Raw genomic sequence first — 23,227 nt, 5'->3', positions numbered from 1 at the left:
AATATTCAAATTTAATACTTTTTAATCATGACTCTATTTATAGAAATAAGAAATTTCTTTTACCTAGACTAACCAAAGCTATAATTAATAATAATGAAAAATTTATAAATGAAATTTATGAAAGTAATATCCAGGGAGATTTTTCTCATGCTGAGGATATTTGTAATGCAATTTATTTATTGATAAAAAAAGAAATTAATTTTGATAATTTAATATTATCATCTTCAAAAAAAACTAAAATTAATTCAATTATAAACCATCTTATCAAAAAATATAATAAATCTATTAAAATTACAAAAAAACCAAAAAAAAATAAATTTTATATAATAGGTAATAACAAACTTGCCAAAAAGAAACTTAATTGGAAAATAAAAAAAAATATTTTTATTGCAGCTGATGAAATATTTAATATTAATAAAAAAAACTCATTATGACATCTTTCAAAAAAAATTGTTTAATAATAATACCCACTTATAATGAAAAAAATAATATTTATTTTATTTTAAATAAAATTTCAAAATATATTAAATTTAAACATGATATATTATTTGTAGATGATAATTCTTATGATGGAACCCTTGATCTTATTAAAAATATTAACTCTAAAAAAATTTTTCTTTTAAAAAGAAAAAAAAAATTAGGAATTGGATCTGCACATAAAGATGGAATAAAGTATGGATATAAAAATAAATATAGATATATAATTACAATGGACTGTGATGGCACTCATGATCCAAAATATATTAATAAAATGCTTAAATTAGCAAATACTGAAGACTTAATAATTACCAATCGTTTTGGTGTAAAAAATTCCTTGTCTGAATGGAACATTTTAAGGAAAATAATAACAAGTTTTCGATACTTTCTTGTTGCTTTTCTTTTTAATACAAAATTAGATTCATCTGGTGCTTATCGGCTCTACAATTGTAAGAGAATTAGACTTAAAGACATCCTTTTAGCTAAAAATGATGGTTACATTTTTTTTACTGAAAGTACTATAATTATTAATAAAATTTATAATGTTTCACAAATACCTGTTCTTTTGCCAAAAAGATATGCTGGTTCTTCAAAGATGACCTTTACAAATATTATTTTTGGTTTTTTTAATATTTTTTACATTTATTTAAGAATTCATTTGTTTAATCAAAAATAAATTCATATGTGCAAATTTAAAAAAATTATCTCAATTTTTTTTTAGATGAGTGTGATGTACCATATTCGTTGATAGTTTGTCAGTAGGTTTTTTCATTAATAGTCCTTAATCTTTAAAACATTTCTTAGGTGATTAGGAAAATTAGGTAGGAATAAGTAGTGTCAGGGGATGTTGAAGTAAGATGGGAGATTGCTATTTAGGGGAGACTGATCCCACTTTCGTATTTTTTAGTGTTTAAACCTTAGTAACGATGAGTTATGTTTGCTTTTTCAAACTTTATTTTAACTAGACTCCTAATTTAATATATATTTAATCCAAATATTACAGGTAATTTATGAAATTAAACAAGGTTGAGCCAAAATACATTTCAAAATCGAACCCAAGAATTGGTCTTATAACGCTGGGTAGTGATTTCAGAATTGAAAAGGATTTTAATAACGTGATCTATGGAAGAGATATAGATCTCTATGTTAACCGGATTCATTGTTATAACCCTCTAACCAATGAAACATTAGCTAAAATGGCTGATGACATTACCGATGTTACGAAAGATATTTTGCCAGATCAAAAAATAGATTGTGTAGCATATGGTTGTACGTCAGGGACAGTTGCTGCTGGATATGATGTGATAAAAGATAAAGTAAATTTAGCTAAGCCTGAAGCAAAAGTGACAACTCCCATAACTTCTGCAATTAAAGCTTTAAATGTAATGGGTATTAATAAAATTTCTATCTTTACACCTTATACAAAGACAATAAACGACTCTGTGGTTAGTTACTTTGAAAAAGAAAACGTATGCGTTAATTCTTTAACTTATTTTGATATTGCATCTGATTTAGATATTGGAAAAGTTGATGAAGACTATTTATTTGAAGTTTTATCCAAAATAGATCTAGAAGATAGTGATGCATTATTTGTGTCTTGCACTGCATTGCCAGTCTTATCAATAATAGATCAGCTTGAAAAAAAATTGAATAAGATAGTTTTATCAAGTAATCAAACATTAATTTGGGATGCTTTAAACCTAATTGGAAATAAAGGTCCAGTTGTTGGGTTTGGAAAAATTTTTGAAGTTAATTAGAAATATTGTTTAAAAGTTTCATTAATCGATAAGACACCATAATCATTTAATCCACCAATAATTAACTGAAGTGCTACTATTAAAATAAAACCTAACCCTACATAGGCTATCCATAAGTTTTTTTGAATATAATTAGCTAAATAAGTAGCTAATGCTCCAGTTAATACTACAGATAAAACAAGGCCAAATATCATGAAGCCAAAATGACCTTTTGCAGCACCAACTACCCCGATAACGTTATCAAAACTTATTGTAATATCTGCAAATAAAACTTTATAAATACTTTTTACAAATGAAGGTTCTGTTGATTTTTTTACTGGTGATTTAATCTTATTTTTCATTTCAACTAAATCTTTCCTTAAATCATTAACAATCCAAATTAGAAGTAGTCCACCTAAAATTTTAATATAATAAAATTCAAATAAGTAAGTAGCAAAAAGAGCAAAAATAATTTTAAAAACTAAAGCTCCAGCTACACCCCAGAGAATTATTTGCTTTCTATTTTTTGGTACAAAGTTAGCAGCAATTAATCCAATAATAATAGCATTATCAGCAGCTAAGATGATATCAATAAAGATGATTTGGGTTAAAATTATGAATTCTTCGATCAAGATTTTTTTATAATATTAAATAATTATTTTAATTCAATGTTTTAATATTTAGACTTCTTTGAACCGTCGATAATTTCTTTTAGCTCCTCATATTCTTCACAATTACAAGTTTTTAAAACTTCTAACCTTTCTTTAGCCATATCTATTCGGTTTGTAACCACATAAAGCTCACCAAGGTATTCATTTATTCCATTATGATTAGGTTCAATTTCTAGGCCTTGTAAGTAAAATTTTTCACCTCCTTCAAAATCTCCAAGTTTTCTAGTAGTAAAACCTAAATAATTTAAAGTATCTGCCTGCAGTGGTTTTTCATCATTAGATTTTAAAAGAAGCTTTTGTGCTTTAGCATATCTTTCTTGTGCTTTGTCAATTTTTCCTTTTTTTTCATATTTTTTAGCGTCGTTAATTAAATTTTTTGCTTTTGTGTAGTCTGAAGCTTTAGGTGTAGAATCGCTATCACTGCTACTTCCTGCTGCAAATAAATTATTAGTGAGTGCTATAATTATTAGTAAAGTATAAATAAGTTTTTTCATATTTTAATTAAATTTATCCATTTTATTTAAAGGTTTTAGTTCTAAGCCATTATCAACTAAATTATCTCTGATAGATTTTGCAGTTGCCAATGAGCTTTCATTATCACCATGTATACAAACCGAGTCAATCTCACAAGGTATCTGTTTACCACTGAGACAATTTATTGCCTGATTTTTAACCATGTTCAACACATGGTTTTTTGCTAATTGAGGGTCAGTGATTAAAGCGTTTGGTTTACTTCTAGAAATTAAATTTCCATTATCTTCATAATTTCTATCTGCAAAAATTTCACAAGCTATTTTCAAACCATTTTTCTTAGCAGCAACTTCCATTTGTGAACCCGTTGGTACCAGATAAATAATATCTTTATTAATCTCTTTAATGGCCACAGCTAGAGTTGTGGCTAATTCCAGGTCTTCACAAGCCATATTATTAAGAGCCCCATGGGGTTTAATATGAGTAACATTTTCATTATATTTCTGAGCAATTTTTTGTAATATTTCATATTGGTCGAAAATTAGTTTTTTTATTTCTAAGGAACTTAAATTCATTCTTTTTCTTCCAAAGTTTTCAGGATCTTTAAATGATGGATGGGCACCCAAGCTAACACCATTTTTTTTTGAAATTTGAATAACCATCTCCATTGTTTGTTCATCACCTGCATGGTAACCACATGCAATGTTGGCAGAATTTACAATATTGAGTAATTCTGGATCATTCTCGATAGAATGAAACTTAGATTTTTCTCCTAAATCACAATTGATATTAATTTCCATACTCTTTACTCTCTAGTATAACATGGCATGGTTAAAAATATATCAAATCTTGGTGATGCGGCAGTATATTGTGATTTTGGCTCAGAGGTTAATGAAAAAATAAATGCAAATGTCATAGATTATTTTCACCATATATCAAAATTAATAAAAGATAAAAAAATTGAAGGAATAATTAATTTAACACCTTCTTATAATAAATTAATCATTAATTTTGATTTATCTATAACCAACTATAAAAAAATCAAAAATTTTATAGAAGGTTTAACTATTATTAGAGATATTAAAGATAATAATCAAAAAATTAGAATACCAGTTTGTTGTGATGATGAGTATGGACTAGATTTTTTGAGGCTAACTAAAAAATTGAATATAGATAAAGATAAAATATTAGAACTATATTTTGGTAAGGAATATTTTTGCTACATGACAGGATTTATTGCTGGCATGCCTTTTCTAGGAGATATTAATAAAGGTATCAGATGCGATAGATTGGAAACGCCAAGAGTAAAAGTTCCAAAAGGCTCTGTGGCCATAACCGAACAATTTACAAATATTTACACTTTTGAAAGCCCTGGTGGCTGGAATATTATCGGCAACACACCAAAAAAGGTTTTTGATAAATCAAATTTATTAGATCCAACCTTAATTAAACCAGGTAACAAAGTGATCTTTTATCAAATTTCTAAGGAGGAGTATCTAGACTGGAATGAGTAATTCATATTTTGAAATTATAAGATCAGGAGTTAACACAACCATTCAGGATAGAGGAAGAAATCACATGTATTATGTGGGTATTACTGTAAGTGGGGCAATTGATCAAAGAAATTATAAACTAAGCAATAAGTTAGTTGGTAATAATTTAGATGAAGCTGTTATTGAATTTGCTTATCAGGGTCCACTTCTAAAATTAAAAAATGGGAAAATTAATCTTAGTGTTACTGGGGATGTGCTTTTCAAGATAATTAGAAAAAATTCAAACATTGAAAATGGTGTTTGTTATAAAAACTATATTTTAGAAGACGAAGATCAAATTGATTTAATATCAACAAAAAATACTGCTTATGGATATTTATCAATTAGTGGGGGTTTAGAATTGAACAAAACATGGAATAGTTATTCTATAAATACCAAGGCAAATGTTGGTCCAAATAATGGAAAAAAATATTCTATAAAAGATAAAATTTTTATAAAAAATTCAGATTTTAAAAAAATTGAAGAAACAGAAATTAATTATAAAGAAGTTCCAGATTATATAATTAGAGTTATTAAGGGTACTAATTTTGATTATTTTTCAACAGAGGCTCAAAATAATTTTTTTAACAAAGAATTTTCAGTTACTAAATTAGCAGATAGAATGGGTATTAGACTAAGTGGTCCCAAGTTAGAAAACATTGTTAGCTCTAATATAAAATCTGAAGGTCTTGTAAAAGGAGTAATACAAGTACCTGCTGATGGAAACCCTATTGTTATGTTGTCTGATCACGGAACTATAGGTGGATATCCCAAAATAGGTGTTGTTATTTCAGCAGACTTAGATCGAGTAGGTCAATTGACACCAGGCACTATTATAAATTTTAAGGAAGTAAGTCTTGAAGAAGCTCAGAATATATTTAAAGCATACATAGAAGATACAAATAAATATTTAAATGAATGTAATTAATAAAATTCCAGGTCCTATATTAGTTTTTATGGGAGCTTGCTGCTTAAGCTTTGGAGGCTTAATTGTTAAATCATTTGAAGGATCAACCTTATGGCAAATATTATTTTGGAGATCTTTATTTTTCTCGCTTACAGTCTTACTTTTTTTAATAATTACTTATAAAAAAAAATTATTTAAAGCGTTTTACGATTCAGGTTTACCAGGACTTATTGGCGGAGTTATTTTATCATTTGGTTTTTGTGGGTACGTCTTTGCGATGTATAATACAACTGTTGCCAATACTAATTTTATTATTTCGACGCAAATACTCTTTTTAGCAATATTTGGTTATTTATTTTTAAAAGAAACAATTTCATCTATTACTTTAGCTTCAATTATTTTAGCAATTACGGGTGTCCTATTAATGGTAGGTAATTCTTTATCACCAGGAGAGATGTCTGGAAACTTAGCGGCTTTTAGCATGCCAATTACATTTGCAGTCTTAATTATAATTGTTAGAAAATTTCCTACAGTTGACATGGTGCCAGCTCAATTTATAGCTGGTGTGAGTTCATGCTTTATTGGATTTTTATTATCTGAGAAGCTTATGATTTCTTCACATGATATATTTTTAGGTTTTACAGCAGGTTTTTTTCAAGTAGGATTTGGTTTTATATTTATAACTATGGGTGCACGTAGTACACCATCTGCAATGGTTGGTATAATCATGTTATCCGAATCTGTGTTGGGGCCAATGTGGGCCTTTTTATTTGCAGCTGAACGACCTTCTTTATTTACTTTAATCGGAGGAGGAGTAATTCTTTTTGCAGTATTATTGCAATTTTACTCACTACTTTTTTCAAATAAAAAAGAAAAAATTATTAATTGACTCTGTTACATATCTGGTAGATTATTCTTATATACGGGAGAGACTACAAACAATCGTAGCGCCGAAGGAGCAACCACCCAGGAATCTCTCAGGCAAAAGGACCGTAACATATTAACTCTGGAAAGAGATTAAGTTCTCGCCGACGGAATAAAACTCTCAGGCAAACATACAGATGGGTACAGTAAGTTAATATGGATATTTTAAAAACCGCACTTTACAGTTTACATCAAAAGCATGGAGCTAAGTTTGTTCCATTTGCTGGGTATCAAATGCCAATTCAATATTCTAAAGGAATTATTGAGGAACACAAAAGTACAAGAGAAAATGCAGGTATTTTTGATGTGTCCCATATGGGTCAGTTATTCATTAAAGGAGATGATAAGTTGGCAAAAGATCTTGAAAAAATTTTTCCAGCTGAATTGAGTAAGGCTAAATTAAATCAATCCAAATATAGTTTTTTAATGAATGATGAAGCAGGAATTTATGATGATTTGATTATCACAAAAGTTGAAGGTGGTTTTAACATTGTATTAAATGCTGCTTGTAAGAATACAGATTTTAAACTTTTAACTAAATTGTTAGAAGATAAGTATGAAATGATTTTAAGTGAAGAGCTATCGCTTATAGCAATTCAAGGTCCTAAAGCAGTCCAAATACTAGAAAAGATAATCAATGGAGTATCAGATCTAAAATTTATGAATGGCGATACGTTTAATTATCTTAAAGAAGATGTTTATATCACAAGATCAGGGTATACCGGTGAAGATGGATTTGAGATATCGATCAAAAATGAGAACGCAGAAGTGTTTGTGCAAAAACTCATAGATGAAGGGGCTAATTTAATTGGATTAGGTGCCAGAGATACCTTGAGACTGGAGGCGGGACTTTGTTTGTATGGTCATGACATGGATATTAATAAAAGCCCAGTAGAAGCAAATTTAAAATGGGCGATATCAAAAAATAGAATTCTTGAGGGTGGGTTTATTGGATGTGAAAAAATTAAATCTCAAATTGAGAAAGGAGTAAGCAAAATCCGCGTAGGTATTAAGCCAGAAGGAAGAATTATAGCCCGTGAAAAAACTTCAATATTTAGTGAGGATGATAAAAATATTGGGGAAATTACAAGTGGAACTTTTGGACCCAGCGTTCAGGCCCCAGTTGCAATGGGTTATGTAGAAAATTCATTTTCTAAAATTGATACTAAGGTTTTTTTAGAAGTGAGAGGAAAAAAATATCCGGCAATTATAAGTAATTTGCCATTTTATAAAAAAAGTTATGTGAAAGGAGCTAGCAAATGAGTGAAGTAAAATATTCTAAAGAACACGAGTGGATAAAGTTAGATGGAGACACTGCTATTGTAGGAATTACACAACATGCAACCGAAATGCTAGGAGATATTGTTTTCGTAGAGTTACCAGAAATAGGATCTTCTGTGGTTAAAGATGGCAATGCTGGAGTTGTAGAATCTACAAAGGCTGCAAGTGATATTTATACTCCTGTATCTGGAGAAATTATCGAAAATAACCAAGCCATTGTTGACGATCCTGCAAAAGTTAATTCTGATCCAGAAAATGAAGCATGGTTTTTTAAATTAAAAATTACTGATAAGTCTGAAATGGATTCATTAATGAATAAAGAAGAATACGAAAAATTTTCAAAAGAAAGTGGTAGTTAAATGTTAAAGAATGCTCAAAAAGATTTTATACAAAGACATATAGGTCCATCTATTGATGAACAAAATGTTATGCTTAAAGAGTTGGGATACCAAAATCTTGATGATTTAATAAAAGATACTGTACCAGAAAAAATTCTTCTTAAAGATGATTTGGATATTGGTGATCCAAATTCTGAATATAAAGCACTTAGAAAATTAAAAGATATTTCTAAAAAAAATAAGATTTATTCTAGCTTTATAGGAATGGGTTATTATGGAACTTATACTCCCTATGTAATACTTAGAAATATTTTAGAAAATCCAGGATGGTATACTTCTTATACCCCTTATCAGCCAGAAGTAGCACAAGGCAGATTGGAAATGTTATTAAATTTTCAACAAATGATAATTGACTTTACTGGAATGGATATCGCTAATGCCTCTCTTTTAGATGAAGGAACAGCTGCAGCGGAAGCTATGGGATTGAGTTATAGAATATCTAAGTCTGAATCTAAAAAAGTTTTTGTTTCAAAAAATTGTCATCCTCAAACAATTGATGTGATTAAAACAAGAGCTGAACCTTTAGGCCTAGAAATAATAGTTGGTGACGAAGATAAAGATATTAAAGAAAATATTATATGTGGTATCATTCAATATCCAGGAACTCTTGGAGATATTAAAGACCCAAGTGAGGCTATTAGTAAAATACATAAATTTAATGGAAAAGCAGTTTTAGCATGTGATTTGTTAGCACTCGCTAAACTAAAAACACCTGCTGAGTTAGGTGCCGATATTGCTGTCGGTAGCTCTCAACGTTTCGGAATTCCAATGGGTTATGGTGGTCCCCATGCAGCATTTTTTGCTACAAAAGATGAATATAAAAGATCAATGCCAGGCAGAATAGTAGGTGTGTCAGTAGATAGACATGGGAAAAAAGCATATAGACTTGCCCTTCAAACAAGAGAGCAACATATAAGAAGAGACAAAGCTACAAGTAATATTTGTACTGCACAAGCATTATTGGCAATAGTTTCTGCAGCATATGCGGTCTATCATGGTCCACAAGGAATTAAAAAAATTGCAGAAAGTGTCTCTCAATTAACTAAAAATTTTGCAGATAAACTAAAGCAATCTGGTTATGAACTTTATTCAAATGAATTTTTTGATACGGTAACAATAAAAACTCTAGATAAAACAGAGAAGATATACAAAAATGCTTTAGATCAAGGAGTGAACATCAGAAAAGTGAATTCTGAAATGTTAGCAGTATCTTTTGATGAGAGAAAAAATCTTTATAGAGCAAATCAGTTACTAAAAATCTTTAATTGTTCAGAAACAATTAAAGAAAATATGAATGAAAGTTTATCTAATATTCCAAAAAACCTATTAAGAACTTCAACTTATTTAGATCATCCAGTTTTTAATAGTTATCATTCGGAAACAGAAATGCTTAGATATTTAAAAAAATTAGAAGACTCTGACATTGCTTTAAATAAATCTATGATTGCCTTAGGCTCGTGCACTATGAAACTTAATGCAGTTGCAGAAATGATACCAGTTACCTGGAAAGAATTTTCACAGCCACATCCTTTTTCTCCTGTAGAGCAAATGGATGGTTATAGAGAATTATTTACAGATTTGAAAAACTGGTTGAGATCAATTACTGGATTTTATGGAGTTTCATTGCAACCAAATGCTGGTGCTCAAGGAGAGTTTGCTGGTCTAATGGTAATACGTAAATTTCATGAAAAAAATGGTGAAACGAATCGTAATGTTTGTTTAATTCCAAGTTCAGCGCATGGCACAAACCCGGCTAGTGCTCAAATGGTTGGTATGAAAGTAGTTGTTGTTAAATGTGATCAATATGGAAACGTAGACTATGAAGATTTAAAAAATAAAGCTGAAGAACATTCAGAAAATTTAGCTGCCCTTATGGTCACTTATCCATCAACACATGGTGTATTTGAAGAGAAAATAACTGACATATGTGAGTTAATTCATAATCATGGTGGGCAAGTTTACATGGATGGAGCTAACTTAAATGCATTAGTAGGTATTGCTAAACCAGGAAATTTTGGACCAGATGTTTGTCATATAAATTTGCATAAAACATTTTGTATACCTCATGGCGGTGGTGGACCTGGTATGGGACCAATAGCGTGTAAAAAACATTTAGAAATATTTTTGCCAAAACATTCTGTGATAAAAGATTGTGGTCCAGTGACTGGAATGGGAGCGGTATCTGCAGCTCCTTGGGGTAGCTCAAGTATCTTATCGATTTCATGGATGTATATAAAGATGATGGGTTCTGAAGGCTTAAGAAAAGCATCACAAGTTGCAATACTAAATGCAAATTATATTGCCCACAAATTAAAAGACTCTTTTCCAATTTTATATAAGGGTAAAAGTGGCAATGTAGCTCATGAATGTATCATTGATATTAGAACGATAAAAAGTGAAACAGGGATCACTGAAGAAGATATTGCAAAGCGATTGATTGATTTTGGCTACCATGCTCCAACAATGTCTTGGCCTGTTGCTGGTACAATGATGATTGAACCTACAGAAAGTGAAAGTTTGAGTGAAATTGATAAATTTTGTTCTACTCTTATAAAAATAAAACAAGAAATAGATAAAATTCAGTCGGGTGAATATGACAAGACTGACAACCCATTGAAGAATGCGCCACATACTCACGTTGAATTAACATCCAATAAGTGGGATCATAAGTATGAAAGAGAAGAGGCCGCTTATCCTTCAGAGTTTTTAAGAACAAATAAATATTGGCCTCCAGTTGGTAGAGTAGATAATGTTTATGGAGATAAAAACTTGTTTTGCACATGTCCATCTATGGAAGAGTACGAAGACACAGCTGCTTAGATATTTACTAAGATGAAAATTGCTGTAGTAGGTGCTGGTATATCAGGATTAAGTGCTGCTTATTACCTATCTAAAAAACATAAAGTTGATTTATTTGAAAAAGAAAATCAATTTGGGGGTCACGCAAATACAATAAAGGTTGCTTACAACCCTAACAAAGAAATTCCAATAGATATTGGATTTATGGTTTTTAATAAGCAAACATATCCAAATTTAATTAATTTTTTTTTAGAAAATAAAATAGAGATTGAAAAAAGTGATATGTCATTTTCTGTTACTGTAGAAAATAGTGGATTAGAATATTGTGGAAAAGGATTAGGTGGAATTTTTTCTAATAAAAAAAATTTATTTAATCCAAAATTCTTAAAAATGTTTTTTGAAATTTTAAGCTTTTATAAAAACTGTGAAAAAATAGAAATTAAAAAAATTAGTTCGATAACATTAGGGGAGTATTTAACAGAAATAAAAATTTCAGAATATTTTATTAATTATCATATTATACCAATGGTATCTGCTATATGGTCGATGCCTCCATATGAAGCAAAACAAATGCCATTATCTTTTTTTCTAAGCTTTTTCAAGAATCATGGACTGTTTAAAATTAAAGATAGACCTCAATGGTTTACGGTTACAAATCGAAGCAAAACTTATGTCGATAAGATAATAGGTCAAGTTAGTGGAGAACATTTTAAGAATTACAATATAAATAAAATCACTAGAAATGATTTAGGTGCTAAAATTTTTTATGGGGAGGAAAATGAGTTCTTTGAATATGATAAAGTTGTAATAGCAACTCATGCAGACGAAGCATTAAAGATAATTGATAATCCAACACTAGACGAGAAGTCAATATTAAGAAAATTTAAATATAGAGCAAACACTGCAGTAATACATTTTGATGAAAGTGTTATGCCTAAAAATAAAAAAGCATGGTGTGCTTGGAATTCTTCAATGGACTCAAATAATAATGAAAAGACAGCTGTAACATATTGGATAAATCAGTTACAAAATTTAAAGATAGATAGAAATATTTTTTTAACAATTAATCCATTTAAAGAAATTCCAAATGATAAGATATTTAAAAAAGTAGCATTTACTCACCCTTATTACGATACAGAAGCATTAACCAATCAAAGTAACCTGCATAAAATTCAAAATAAAAAACATATTTTATTTTGTGGTAGTTATTTTGGTTATGGTTTTCACGAGGATGGAATAAAGTCCTCTATTGATATGCTAAAAACACTTAATGATTAAAAATTCTTATATTTATACAGGAAATGTAATTCATAAAAGATTTAAGCCCAAAATTCATAGTTTTAATTACAATGTATTTTCACTTCTTATAGATTTATCGGAAATAGATTTACTACACAAAACTTTAAAGATATTTTCATACAATAAACTAAATATTATTAGTTTCTTTGATAAAGACCATGGAGCAAGAGATGGGAGCTCTCTTAAGGAATGGGTTTTAGATAATCTTAGAAAAAATAATATTGATACTAACGATGTTCATATTAAACTTTTATGTTACCCAAGAATATTTGGATATGTATTTAATCCATTAAGTGTTTTTTATGTCTACGACAAAAATTTTGATCTAATATCTATATTATATGAGGTAAAAAACACATTTGGCGAGCAACATGTTTATGTTTTTAAAACTGAAAAAGACCAAAATCTGATTCAACATATGTGTAAGAAGAAATTTCATGTATCTCCATTTATAGAAATGAATTGTATTTATTTTTTTAGACTATTGAAACCTGGTAATAAAATATCTGTAATAATTGATCTGAATGATCCAGTTGGCAAAGTATTATATGCTTCACAAGATGGTATTAAAAGTGAATTGACCAATAGAAACCTACTTAAAGCTTATTTAAAACATCCATTAATGACATTCAAAATCATTATAGCGATACATTATGAGGCATTTAAATTATGGACAAAAGGAATTAAATTTATAAAAAAAAAATTAAATATTAAGAATAATATTACTATCGAAAACTAATGTTAATTTACAAAATTTCAGATTTGATTGTGTTTAGTGCATTAAAAAATATTAAGCATGGTTTTCTTGAAATTAAAAAAGTAAATGGTGAAGTTTTAAAGTTTGGCAACCCTGATGAAAATTTAAAAGTTTTTTTAGAAATTAAAGATGAAAGCCTAAATTATAATTTGATTAAAAGTGGAAGTATTGGTTTGGGAGAGTCTTATATGAAAGATCTTTTTATAACAAATAATCTTTCTGATTTGATTGAGTTAACAGCAAAGAATATAAAAACTATTTATAAATTTTCTGGAATCTTCGATTTGCCTTTTATCAATTTTATTAAAAATAAAATTATAAAAAATACTAAAAATAGAAGTAAAGAAAATATTGCCAAACATTATGATTTAGGAAATGATTTTTTTTCATTATGGCTTGATAAAACTTTAACCTATTCCAGTGCTATATTTGAAAGCCCCAAACAAGAACTTTTTGAAGCTCAGAACAATAAATATCAAAAACTAATTGATCTTATAAGACCCTCAAGTGGTAATAAAATTTTAGAAATTGGTTGTGGTTGGGGTGGTTTTGCTGAGTATTTAGGTACTAATTATGATGTTAAATTAGATTGTATTACTATTTCCAAAAAACAATATGAATTTGCTAAAGAGAGAATTCATCGATGTGGACTTAATGAAAAAGTAAATATTCAAATTAAAGATTATAGAGATTTAAAGGATAAATATGATCATATTGCATCAATAGAAATGATTGAGGCTGTAGGTCAAAACTATTTAGACAGTTATTTTAATACGATTAAAAATAATCTAACACCCTCGGGTACGGTAGGTATTCAAGCCATAACTATCGATGATAGTTTATTTAATAGATATAAAAATAAAAAAGATTTTATACAACAATATATTTTCCCAGGTGGTTTTTTACCCTCAAAAAGTGAACTACAAAATTATGTTGATAAAAATGGATTAAAATTTGGTGAGTATAATTCATATGCCAATCATTACTCCGAGACTTTGATTATTTGGAGAGAAATATTTAATAAAAAATGGGACTTAATTAAAAAACAAGGCTTTGATTTAAAATTTAAAAAAATGTGGGAATTTTACCTTTCATATTGTGAAGCTGGTTTTAAATCAAAAAACATAGACTTAATTCAATTTTCACTACAAAATAAATAACTATAGGAGCTACATGATAAACTTAAAGATAATTAGATTAACAGTATTAATATTTGCTTTATTCTTTACAGCAAGTTGTATAAACAATAACTCTATGAAACCGACAGATTTTAAAAACACTGAACCAACTATGACTATAGAGCAATATTTTAATGGTCCGGTTAAAGCATGGGGTCTACTACAAGACCGTAGTGGTAAAGTTACTAGACAGTTTAAAGCTGATATGACAGGTAGTTTTGAGGGAGATATTTTAACTCTTAAAGAAGATTTTTATTGGACAGACGGAGAAAAACAAAATCGTATATGGAAAATCAAAAAGATTGATCAAAATTATTACGAAGGAACGGCACCCGATGTCGTGGGTACAGCTAAAGGTTATCAATATGGATCAGCTTTTAAATTTGAGTACGATTTAATGGTCCCATTTAAAGGAAAGAATATTAAAGTTTCTTTTGATGATTGGATTTTTAAACAGGATGAAGATGTTGCAATTAATCGAGCTACACTTACAAAGTTTGGATTTAAAGTTGGTGAATTGACAGTTTTCTTTAAAAAAAATTAATAATCAATCTTCTTCATACCTCTAGCAACTAGTTTAAAATATAAACTACTAGGTAGCATTTGAAGGAATTTTAAAAAATAGGTAAAGGCTTTGGGGAAATGTATTTCAAAACTTTTTTTGATTACTAATCCTTTATAAATTTCATCTGCAGCAAATTCTGGAGTTTTGATCATGGGCATTGGAAAATCATTTTGATCAGTCATAGGCGTTTTTATGAAACCAGGGCTGATTAACGAAACACGCACATTCTTCATTCTCATATCAAAGTTTAAGCTTTCAGCAAAGCTGGTAAGTGCTGATTTTGAAGCACAATATGCACCAGCTGCAGGCAATCCTCTATAGCCCGCAACAGAAGAAATTATAGATATTTGGCCATTTTTTTTCTCAGAAAAATAATCATAGATTGAATTAATTGAATTCATGGTTCCAAAAAAATTAACTTCCATTATTTCTCTTATCTTGTCTAAATTAAATTTTTTCTCTGATTTTGGATCATGCATGCCAGTACCGAACACACATATATCAATATTATTAAATTGTTTGATTATGTCTTTTGCGACTAATTTACATGCATCGACTTCAGTAACATCCAAGGGAAAAGGAAATATATTTTGATTAATTTTTTTAAGTTCATTTAATAAATTTTCACGTCTTGCAGATGCAGCAACCATCCACCCATTTTCTGCAAATTTGATTGCAAGAGCTTTACCAATTCCACTACTTGCACCCGTTATCCAAATAACTTTTTTATCTTCCATATTCTATTGTATAATAGAAATATGTTAAAAAACAAATTCTTATCTTTTTTATTATTTGCTCTTGTAACTTTTTCTGCATCGGCAATAGGAGGTTTAGCTACTGTAGGTTTTAAAGAGCCTTGGTATTCTTTAATCATCAAACCTTCATTTAATCCACCAGATTGGATTTTTGCACCAGTTTGGACAACACTCTATTTTTTTATGACAATTGCTATCTGGAAATTTTGGCATAGTAAAAATAGAGACATGAACACTATTTACCTTTATTTCATTCATTTAATTTTTAATACAACTTGGAGTATAGTTTTTTTTGTTTTTCATAAAATAGTTTTAGCTATGATTGTATTAGTAATTTTAATCTTATTGATAATTATTCTCATAATTAGATTTAAGCGTGTCAACTTGTATAGTTATTATTTAATGATTCCTTATTTACTTTGGTGTCTCTTTGCTTTACTTCTTAATATAAGTTTAATCATATTAAATTAAAATAAATTATGGATGATGTAGTAATAGTAGGTGGTGGAATAATTGGAACTGCTACAGCTTATTTTTTATCTAAAGAAGGTAGAAAAGTAAAAGTTATAGAAAGAGACCCAACTTATAAAACAGCTTCATTTCCATTGTCCCTTGGTGGATTTAGAAGACAGTTTTTTCAAAAAGAAAACATATTACTTGGAAAGTTTGCTAGAGAATTTATTTTTCAAATACCAGAATTACTTAAAACTGAAAAAAATCCAAATCCTACAGCAAGCATGGTTACAAATGGATACTTGTTAATGTTTGGTCCAGAGCATGCTGAGGAACAATATGAAGCCTTAAAAAATCATGAAGCTTGTGAAGCTGGAACTAAAAATATCAAAGGTTCTGAACTATCAAAAATATTTCCTTATATAAATAGTGAAGGTATTGAAACAGCAACTTATACTGACAACCAAAGTGAGGGATGGATTGATCCTTTCATGTTTCATAGCGCCTTAAAAAGTAAGGCAATTGAATTAGGCGCTGAATTTATTAAAGGCGAAGTAAAAAATATTTCTGATATCAAAGCTAAAACAATTATATCGGCAGCAGGATGTTGGACTAAAGAATTATTAAAAGATATTCCGGTAGTTCCACAAAAACACACAGTTTTTAGAGTTAAATGTCCTAAATATATTAAAGAAATGCCATTAACAGGAGATTTAACAACGGGCGTTTACTGGAGACCTGAGGGTGGAGAGTATTTAGCAGGTTCACCTAATTCAGTATTTGATGCTACTGATCTAGAACCAGCTTGGAATGATTTTGAAGAATTAGTATGGCCTGCATTAGCACAAAGAATTCCTGCTTTTGAAGAATTAAAATTAACTGGTGGATGGGCTGGTTATTATGATTGTAATAAATTAGACAACAATGCCGTAGTTGGTAAACACCCTAAATACGAAAATGTATATATGGCTTCAGGTTTTACCGGTAGAGGATTAATGCAAGCCCCTGGAATAGGAAGAGCATTAACCGAATTAATTTCTACAGGATCTTATCAAACGATTGATATTAGTGATTTTTCTGTTGAAAGAGTTCTTGATAACAATGCTAGACCAGAACCTTACGTTTTATAAATAATTTAAGTTCCACAAAAAGTTTGATACTTCACATGACTATGAGGAGCAGGGGACATTAATTCTAAATCATTTTCTTTAACCTGATATGGATTTTTCAAAATTTCAGTCAATTTATTAAACAAGGTTAAATCACCATTATTAGCTAACATTAAAGCCTCTTCAATTTTGTGATTACGAGGTATTACCATCGGGTTACAAGAACTCATTAAGTCCATAGATTTATTATGAGTGTTACCAAACATTACTAATCTTTTCATCCATTTAGTTTTCCATAAATTAAAGTCTGCATTATCATAAATTTCAGAATTTTTAATTGTCTTATTCATCAAAAAAATAAAAGTATTTGTATAATCTGCTTTTTTTTCATACATCCAATTTAATAACTCCATAATTAAATTTTTATCTTCTTTATCTTCACCATATAACCCAAGTTTATCTCTCATCATATTTAACCATTTTGTTTCATAATTTTGTTCAAATTTATCTAAAGCTTCTGTGGCTAATTTAATCGCTTCATCTTCATTGGCACTAATAAGAGGAATTAGACATTCAGCAAACCTTGTTAAATTCCATTTGGTAATTTTTGGTTGATTTTCATAGGCATACCTACCTAGTTGATCTATTGAACTAAAAACTGTTTTAGGATCATAAACATCCATAAAGGCGCAAGGACCATAATCTATTGTTTCACCAGAGATAGACATATTGTCAGTATTCATAACCCCATGAATAAAACCAACACGCATCCAATCAATTACAAGTTGGGTTTGTTTTTCGATTAAAACATTTAGTAAGTCTAATGCTTTATTCTTTGATGATTTTATATTGGGGTAGTACTTTTCAATTGTGTAATTAATTAAGATTTCTAAATCACTAATATTTTGTTTTGCAGCAATGTATTGAAATGTTCCAACTCTTAGATGGCCTAAGGCCACCCTTGTTAGAATTGCACCTTGTGAAATTTGTTCCCTAACCACATCTTCACCAGTTTTAACTACCGCTAAACTTCTAGTAGTAGGTATTTTTAAAAAATGCATTGCTTCACTAATTATATATTCTCTCAACATTGGGCCTAAAACAGCCCTACCGTCACCACTTCGTGAGAATGGAGTTCTACCAGAACCTTTGAATTGTATATCAAATCGTTCATTGTTTTTGGTCAGGTGTTCGCCGATTAAAACAGCTCTTCCATCACCAAGCATTGTAAAATGACCAAATTGGTGACCAGCATAAGCTTGCGCTATAGAGTTAGACCCTTCAGGCAATATATTTCCTGAAAAAATTTTTGATAAGTCGTCATCATTAATATTTGAAAAATCTAGATCTAATTTATTTGCCAGATCTTTATTTAATATTAATATTTCTGGTGCGTTTACTGCAACAGGATTGATATTTTCTTTGAATGTTTTTGGTAATCTTGAATAACTATTGTCGAAATGCCAACCAATTGTCATTTTATCGATTAGTTAACTTCTGCTTGATTTTCTTTTGGCTTGATTTCAGTTTTAAATTGGTTTGAGATTTTTTGAACTTCAACTGCTGACACTTTATATTCTGCACACATTGTTTCTTCATCTTTACCATGACCGGTTACCATATTAACCATGTGTTCTGGAAAATGGAATGTTGTGAATACTATGCCTTCTTTAACTTTATCTGTAACCTCTACTTTTAGAGCAACTTCTCCTCGTCCAGAATAAAGTCTTGCTATGTCACCTGTATTTAACTCTCTTTTGTTAGCATCATTTGGGTGAACTAATAATAAGTCTTCAGAAACTATATTGATGTTACTTGTACGTCTTGTCATTGTTGCAGCATTGTAATGTTGTAGAACTCTACTAGTTGTTAAAATTAATGGATATTCTTTTTTATTAGTTTCAATTTCTGTAGACTCTTTCCAATCAAAGTTTTTAAGACGTCCTTTTCCAAGTTTGAAAGTTTCTTGGTGTAAAATTTGAGTGTCTGTTCCATCTTCTTGAACTGGCCACTGTAATCCCATTTTACCAAGTCTTTCTCTTGTTACCCCTTTAAAGAAAGGAACAATATCTGCTATTTCTGCTAGAACTTGATCAGCGTCATATGTAGGTTGGTCAAAGCCTAATTTTTGCATCATGTCTGTTACAATTGTTCCATCAGTTTTAGTACCAGGTAGAGGAGGCACGGCTTGGTTAACTCTTTGAATTCTTCTTTCGGTATTAGTAAAAGTTCCATTTTTTTCTAAAAAAGTTGTTCCAGGCAATACTACTGTTGCAAGTTTTGCTGTTTCACTCATAAAAATTTCTTGAACTACTAATAATTCTAATGAGTTCATTGCCTGAACTACATGTGCACTATTTGGATCTGTTTGAACAATATCTTCTCCAATAATCCAGACTGCTTTAACTTCTTTATTAATAGCACCATCAAACATTTCTGGAATTTTTAATCCTGCTTTGGTTGGGTGAACCACTCCATATTTTTCAGTGTAGAAATTTTGAACTTTTTCATCAGCTACTTCAAAGTAACCAGCTCCTTGATGAGGTTGACAACCCATGTCAGCTGCACCTTGGACATTATTTTGTCCTCTTAATGGGTTAACTCCAACACCTTTTCTACCAATATTTCCAGTAATCATTGCAAGATCAGCAATTAACATCACCGTCTTAGATCCTTGTTCTTGTTCAGTAACTCCTAAACCGTGGAATTCCATAGAGTTTTTAGCTGTCGCATAAGCAATTGCTGCTTCTTTAACTAACTGTTTATCAACACCAGCGACTTTCGCTAGATGATCCATATCTTGTCTCTCAATTTCTTTAATAAAATTCGCAAAACCTTCAGTTCTATCTCTAACAAAATCTTTATCATAAAGGTTTGCTTTTAATATAAAATGTAACATCATATTTAAAACAGCCACATTTGTTCCTGGTCTAAGTTTAATATGATAATCAGCAAGTTTTGCTAATTCAGTAGTAATAGGATCTAAAACTATTAGTTTTTTTCCTTTCATTACTTGTTGTTTAATTTTTGCTCCAGTAACAGGGTGAGCATTTGTAGGATTTGCTCCTATAACCATAAATAAATCTGCGTGATAAATATCTTCTGTAGAATTAGTTGCAGCACCAGTTCCAAAAGTTTGTTGCATTCCCCAAGCTGTTGGTGAGTGACAAATTCTTGCACAACAATCAATATTATTAGTTCCAATTGCAGCTCTAATCATTTTTTGAAATACATAATTTTCTTCATTAGTACATCTTGCAGAAGAAATTCCAGCTACAGCATCAGGGCCACTTTCTTTTGTAATTCTATTTAATTCTTTTTTAATAAAGTCATATGCTTCATCCCATGATGCTTCTTCAAATTTTCCATTTTTTTTAATTAAAGGAGTTTTTAACCTATCTGGATGATCGTAAAATCCAAATGCATATCTTCCTTTAATACAAGTGTGACCTGCATTAACTTCAGATTCTTTAGGCGTAGATATTGCAACAACTTTATTATCTTTAATTGATGCTTCTAAATTACATCCAACACCACAGTAAGAGCAAGTTGTTCTAACTTTTTTATCTACTGCAACAGATTTTGATTGGTAAACATCAGAGATAGCATCTGTCGGACATGTGTGTGCACAAGCACCACAAGATACACAAGACGAATCTCCAAACAATGCATCGTTGTCAGTTGTGATTTTAGATTCAAATCCTCTACCACTCATTGTTAAAACAAAAGATCCTTGAATTTCGTCACAAGCACGAACACATCTTCCACAGTTAATACAGTTATCTAAATTCATTCTCATGTAATCATGAGAGGTGTCTCTTGGAATACCTTTATGTTGTTTTGGTGTGTTATATCTATGATCTGATATACCTAAATCATTTGCAACATCTTGTAGTTCACAATTATTATTTACTTCACAAGTTCCACATTCCATTGGGTGGTCAGTTAAAACTAGTTCAACAATATTTTTTCTTAAAGCCGTTAAATTTTCATTATTTGTAAAGATGTATTGGTTTTCACCAACTGGTGTATGGCATGATGCTACAACTTTAGTTGGACCATCTTTTACAAGAGCCACCTCTACAGAACAAACTCTACAAGCACCATAAGGGGCTAAATTTGGATCATCACAAAGAGTTGGAACTTTTTTTTCACCTAAATAACTTTTTACAAAATTTAAAACAGACGTATGGTTTGGACCAATTTCATATGGCTTTCCATCTATGTAGGCGATTTTTCTTTTTTCTGAGCTCATTAATTATCTTTCACCATATCATCCTTCATTTCATCACCAAAATATTTTAATATATTCATGATGGGAGTAGGAATTGCTCCACACAAAGCACATAAACAGCCTTTTTGCATAGTTACAAGCAGCTCATTTAGTAATTTTAATGGAATCTTAGCAGTTTTATTCTTTGCTTGATCAAACATTTCCTTACCTCTGTAAGAACCAAGTCTTCCAGGAAAGCATTTTCCACATGATTCTTCGGCAGAAAACTCAAATAAATGATGGATATATTCAATCATAGGAAAGTCTTTTGGAATACTTACTATACTTGCGTGTCCTAACATAAAACCTGCAGCAGTAAATTCTTGAAAATCTAAATTTAATTTTTCAATCTCGGTAATAGGAATTACACCTCCTAATGGACCTCCAATTTGTAATGCTTTAATGGGTTCTTTAAAACCACCACCAATATCATTTAAAACTTTTTTCATTGGTGTTCCCATTTCAACTTCATAAACACCTGGATTATTGAAAAAACTATCAAAGCAAACTAATTTGGTTCCAGCAGATTTTTTATTTCCAATTGCAGAAAACTTATCAGCTCCATTAATAAGTATACCCGTAGCTGCAGCTAATGTTTCAACATTATTTACAACTGTTGGTTTCTTGTAAAGACCTTCAGTGACAGGGAAGGGAGGTCTTACATCTACTTCAGCTCTTCTTCCTTCAATTGATGCAATCAATGCTGTTTCTTCTCCACAAATATAAGCACCTTGACCAATACAAATATTTAAATCAAAAGAAAATTTAGTTCCTAAAATATTTTCTCCAAGCAAGCCTGCTTTTTTTAAAGAATTAATTGCTCCATTTATTGCTTCTATAGATTTTGGGTACTCTCCTCTTATATATAAAACACCTTCATCACTACCAATAACATAACCACAAATAACCATTCCAAATAAAACTTTTAATGGTTGATCTTCTAATAAATATCTATCAGAGAAAGCACCTGAGTCACCTTCATCGGCATTACATATAACATATTTTTTTTCAGAAGGAGCTTTTCTACAAAAATCCCATTTCATACCAGTAGGAAAACCAGCACCACCTCTGCCAGTTAAATTAGAGTCTAGAAGGGATTTAGTTATTTCTTGTTTGTCAGTAGCAATAAATTTTTTTAATTGTTCCTTAAATTGATCTAAATTAGAAAGTTTGTCATCCATTAAAAAACTAGTTGAGGCATAACTTTTAGAAAAGAATTTTTCTTGAACTATGTCTTCACCTTTAATTATTTGATCAATCTTATTAATATCGTTTCCGGCATAATTCTCACCATCATAATGAAAAGCATTATTTTCATAGCAGTGACCAAGGCAAAACATTTCACCAACTTTATCGTCACCTAATTTTTCTTGTAATTTTTTTTTAAGCGGCTCTTGAGTACCAGCACACATGCAAGCACTTCCATTGCAAACAAAAGCTTTTTTTTCTCTATGAGAGGGTCTTAAAAATTCATAAAAACTTTCTGCACCATGAATAGTTGAGACACCCATGTTATATTCTTTTGCAATTTCCTTAATACCATCAGCATTATTTGATTTTAATGATCGTTCAGATATTTTTTCGAACAGATTATTCTTTAAACCTATTCTGCCGGATAAATTACTTATATTTTTTGACACTT

22 protein-coding genes and 1 riboswitch are annotated in these 23,227 nt (G+C 29.9%); of the genes, 15 read left to right on the top strand and 7 right to left on the bottom strand.

All coding sequences use genetic code 11. The annotated features are described in order from the left end of the window. Nucleotides 1–14 precede the first annotated feature (14 nt). The 3 genes from AC5SL3_RS04790 to AC5SL3_RS04780 all read left to right on the top strand — a co-directional run bounded on the left by AC5SL3_RS04790 (nt 15) and on the right by AC5SL3_RS04780 (nt 2,234). On the top strand, nt 15–434 hold the full coding sequence (locus AC5SL3_RS04790) for a GDP-mannose 4,6-dehydratase (RefSeq protein WP_494578787.1): 420 nt from the start codon (nt 15–17) through the stop codon (nt 432–434). Continuing rightward, the gene (locus AC5SL3_RS04785; protein WP_494577694.1) at nt 431–1,153 is read left to right on the top strand and encodes a glycosyltransferase; all 723 of its coding nucleotides are present in this window, start codon (nt 431–433) and stop codon (nt 1,151–1,153) included. The genes AC5SL3_RS04790 and AC5SL3_RS04785 overlap by 4 nt, the downstream gene beginning before the upstream one ends. 334 nt (nt 1,154–1,487) lie before the next feature. Beyond that, nucleotides 1,488–2,234, top strand: coding sequence for a maleate cis-trans isomerase family protein (locus AC5SL3_RS04780; RefSeq protein ID WP_271766716.1), 747 nt, complete (start codon nt 1,488–1,490; stop codon nt 2,232–2,234). Here AC5SL3_RS04780 and AC5SL3_RS04775 read toward each other — a convergent pair. From AC5SL3_RS04775 to AC5SL3_RS04765, 3 genes are read right to left on the bottom strand one after another with little or no spacing between them, the layout of a single operon-like run. After that, the gene (locus AC5SL3_RS04775) at nt 2,231–2,845 is read right to left on the bottom strand and encodes a YjbE family putative metal transport protein (protein ID WP_006997251.1); all 615 of its coding nucleotides are present in this window, start codon (nt 2,843–2,845) and stop codon (nt 2,231–2,233) included. The two genes, AC5SL3_RS04780 and AC5SL3_RS04775, sit on opposite strands and share 4 nt — an antisense overlap. Nucleotides 2,846–2,886: 41 nt before the next feature. Then, the gene (locus AC5SL3_RS04770) at nt 2,887–3,378 is read right to left on the bottom strand and encodes a tetratricopeptide repeat protein (RefSeq protein WP_494577692.1); all 492 of its coding nucleotides are present in this window, start codon (nt 3,376–3,378) and stop codon (nt 2,887–2,889) included. 3 nt (nt 3,379–3,381) lie between these two features. Then, nucleotides 3,382–4,155 (bottom strand): 5-oxoprolinase subunit PxpA, encoded by a 774-nt coding sequence (locus AC5SL3_RS04765; RefSeq protein ID WP_494577690.1) that lies wholly within the window; start codon nt 4,153–4,155, stop codon nt 3,382–3,384. A 27-nt stretch (nt 4,156–4,182) separates the two neighbouring features. Here AC5SL3_RS04765 and AC5SL3_RS04760 point away from each other — a divergent pair, with 27 nt between their 5' ends. The 10 genes from AC5SL3_RS04760 (at nt 4,183) to AC5SL3_RS04715 (ending at nt 14,974) form a co-directional block, all read left to right on the top strand. Further along, on the top strand, nt 4,183–4,869 hold the full coding sequence (locus AC5SL3_RS04760) for a 5-oxoprolinase subunit B family protein (RefSeq protein WP_494577688.1): 687 nt from the start codon (nt 4,183–4,185) through the stop codon (nt 4,867–4,869). Then, on the top strand, nt 4,862–5,815 hold the full coding sequence (locus tag AC5SL3_RS04755; RefSeq protein WP_494577686.1) for a 5-oxoprolinase subunit C family protein: 954 nt from the start codon (nt 4,862–4,864) through the stop codon (nt 5,813–5,815). The genes AC5SL3_RS04760 and AC5SL3_RS04755 overlap by 8 nt, the downstream gene beginning before the upstream one ends. Further along, nucleotides 5,802–6,683 (top strand): DMT family transporter, encoded by an 882-nt coding sequence (locus AC5SL3_RS04750; protein ID WP_011281851.1) that lies wholly within the window; start codon nt 5,802–5,804, stop codon nt 6,681–6,683. Before AC5SL3_RS04755 ends, AC5SL3_RS04750 begins: the two co-directional genes overlap by 14 nt. 24 nt (nt 6,684–6,707) lie before the next feature. Beyond that, nucleotides 6,708–6,797: riboswitch (glycine riboswitch) on the top strand. A 77-nt stretch (nt 6,798–6,874) separates the two neighbouring features. Next, nucleotides 6,875–7,981, top strand: a complete 1,107-nt coding sequence (gene gcvT, locus AC5SL3_RS04745) for a glycine cleavage system aminomethyltransferase GcvT (RefSeq protein ID WP_027306688.1) — start codon at nt 6,875–6,877, stop codon at nt 7,979–7,981. Further along, nucleotides 7,978–8,358 carry a glycine cleavage system protein GcvH gene (gene gcvH, locus AC5SL3_RS04740; RefSeq protein WP_494577684.1) on the top strand — a complete coding sequence of 127 codons (381 nt, stop codon included), beginning with the start codon at nt 7,978–7,980 and terminating at the stop codon, nt 8,356–8,358. The genes gcvT and gcvH overlap by 4 nt, the downstream gene beginning before the upstream one ends. After that, complete coding sequence (gcvP, locus tag AC5SL3_RS04735) at nt 8,359–11,217, top strand: aminomethyl-transferring glycine dehydrogenase (protein WP_494577683.1); 2,859 nt, start codon at nt 8,359–8,361, stop codon at nt 11,215–11,217. A gap of 12 nt (nt 11,218–11,229) precedes the next feature. Continuing rightward, nucleotides 11,230–12,474: an NAD(P)/FAD-dependent oxidoreductase gene (locus AC5SL3_RS04730; protein ID WP_271564715.1), complete on the top strand. Its 1,245-nt coding sequence runs from the start codon at nt 11,230–11,232 to the stop codon at nt 12,472–12,474. Further along, entirely contained in the window at nt 12,467–13,234 is a 768-nt protein-coding gene (locus AC5SL3_RS04725; RefSeq protein ID WP_494577681.1) for a DUF1365 domain-containing protein, read from the top strand. Before AC5SL3_RS04730 ends, AC5SL3_RS04725 begins: the two co-directional genes overlap by 8 nt. Further along, nucleotides 13,234–14,412, top strand: coding sequence for an SAM-dependent methyltransferase (locus tag AC5SL3_RS04720; protein ID WP_020169185.1), 1,179 nt, complete (start codon nt 13,234–13,236; stop codon nt 14,410–14,412). The genes AC5SL3_RS04725 and AC5SL3_RS04720 overlap by 1 nt, the downstream gene beginning before the upstream one ends. Before the next feature lie 13 nt (nt 14,413–14,425). Continuing rightward, nucleotides 14,426–14,974 (top strand): DUF3833 domain-containing protein, encoded by a 549-nt coding sequence (locus AC5SL3_RS04715; protein ID WP_018413933.1) that lies wholly within the window; start codon nt 14,426–14,428, stop codon nt 14,972–14,974. On the opposite strand, the gene AC5SL3_RS04710 is transcribed toward AC5SL3_RS04715, so the two are convergent. Next, on the bottom strand, nt 14,971–15,732 hold the full coding sequence (locus tag AC5SL3_RS04710; protein WP_494577680.1) for an SDR family NAD(P)-dependent oxidoreductase: 762 nt from the start codon (nt 15,730–15,732) through the stop codon (nt 14,971–14,973). The genes AC5SL3_RS04715 and AC5SL3_RS04710 overlap by 4 nt on opposite strands. A gap of 21 nt (nt 15,733–15,753) precedes the next feature. Between AC5SL3_RS04710 and AC5SL3_RS04705 the strand changes: the two genes are divergently transcribed. Both AC5SL3_RS04705 and AC5SL3_RS04700 read left to right on the top strand, forming a co-directional pair. Continuing rightward, entirely contained in the window at nt 15,754–16,221 is a 468-nt protein-coding gene (locus tag AC5SL3_RS04705; RefSeq protein ID WP_011281859.1) for a TspO/MBR family protein, read from the top strand. 8 nt (nt 16,222–16,229) lie between these two features. Continuing rightward, complete coding sequence (locus AC5SL3_RS04700) at nt 16,230–17,333, top strand: NAD(P)/FAD-dependent oxidoreductase (protein WP_011281860.1); 1,104 nt, start codon at nt 16,230–16,232, stop codon at nt 17,331–17,333. 5 nt (nt 17,334–17,338) lie between these two features. Here the strand turns inward: AC5SL3_RS04700 and AC5SL3_RS04695 are convergent, their stop codons facing one another. From AC5SL3_RS04695 to AC5SL3_RS04685, 3 genes are read right to left on the bottom strand one after another with little or no spacing between them, the layout of a single operon-like run. Then, complete coding sequence (locus tag AC5SL3_RS04695) at nt 17,339–18,790, bottom strand: protein adenylyltransferase SelO (RefSeq protein WP_494577678.1); 1,452 nt, start codon at nt 18,788–18,790, stop codon at nt 17,339–17,341. 8 nt (nt 18,791–18,798) lie between these two features. Next, on the bottom strand, nt 18,799–21,567 hold the full coding sequence (fdhF, locus tag AC5SL3_RS04690; protein ID WP_494577676.1) for a formate dehydrogenase subunit alpha: 2,769 nt from the start codon (nt 21,565–21,567) through the stop codon (nt 18,799–18,801). Beyond that, complete coding sequence (locus tag AC5SL3_RS04685) at nt 21,567–23,225, bottom strand: NADH-ubiquinone oxidoreductase-F iron-sulfur binding region domain-containing protein (protein ID WP_006997232.1); 1,659 nt, start codon at nt 23,223–23,225, stop codon at nt 21,567–21,569. Before AC5SL3_RS04685 ends, fdhF begins: the two co-directional genes overlap by 1 nt. Nucleotides 23,226–23,227: the final 2 nt, after the last annotated feature.

The organism is Candidatus Pelagibacter sp. PS_34, from assembly GCF_059417845.1.
Note: the sequence above shows the minus strand (reverse complement) of the source record. Positions and strands in the feature narration are given on the sequence as shown.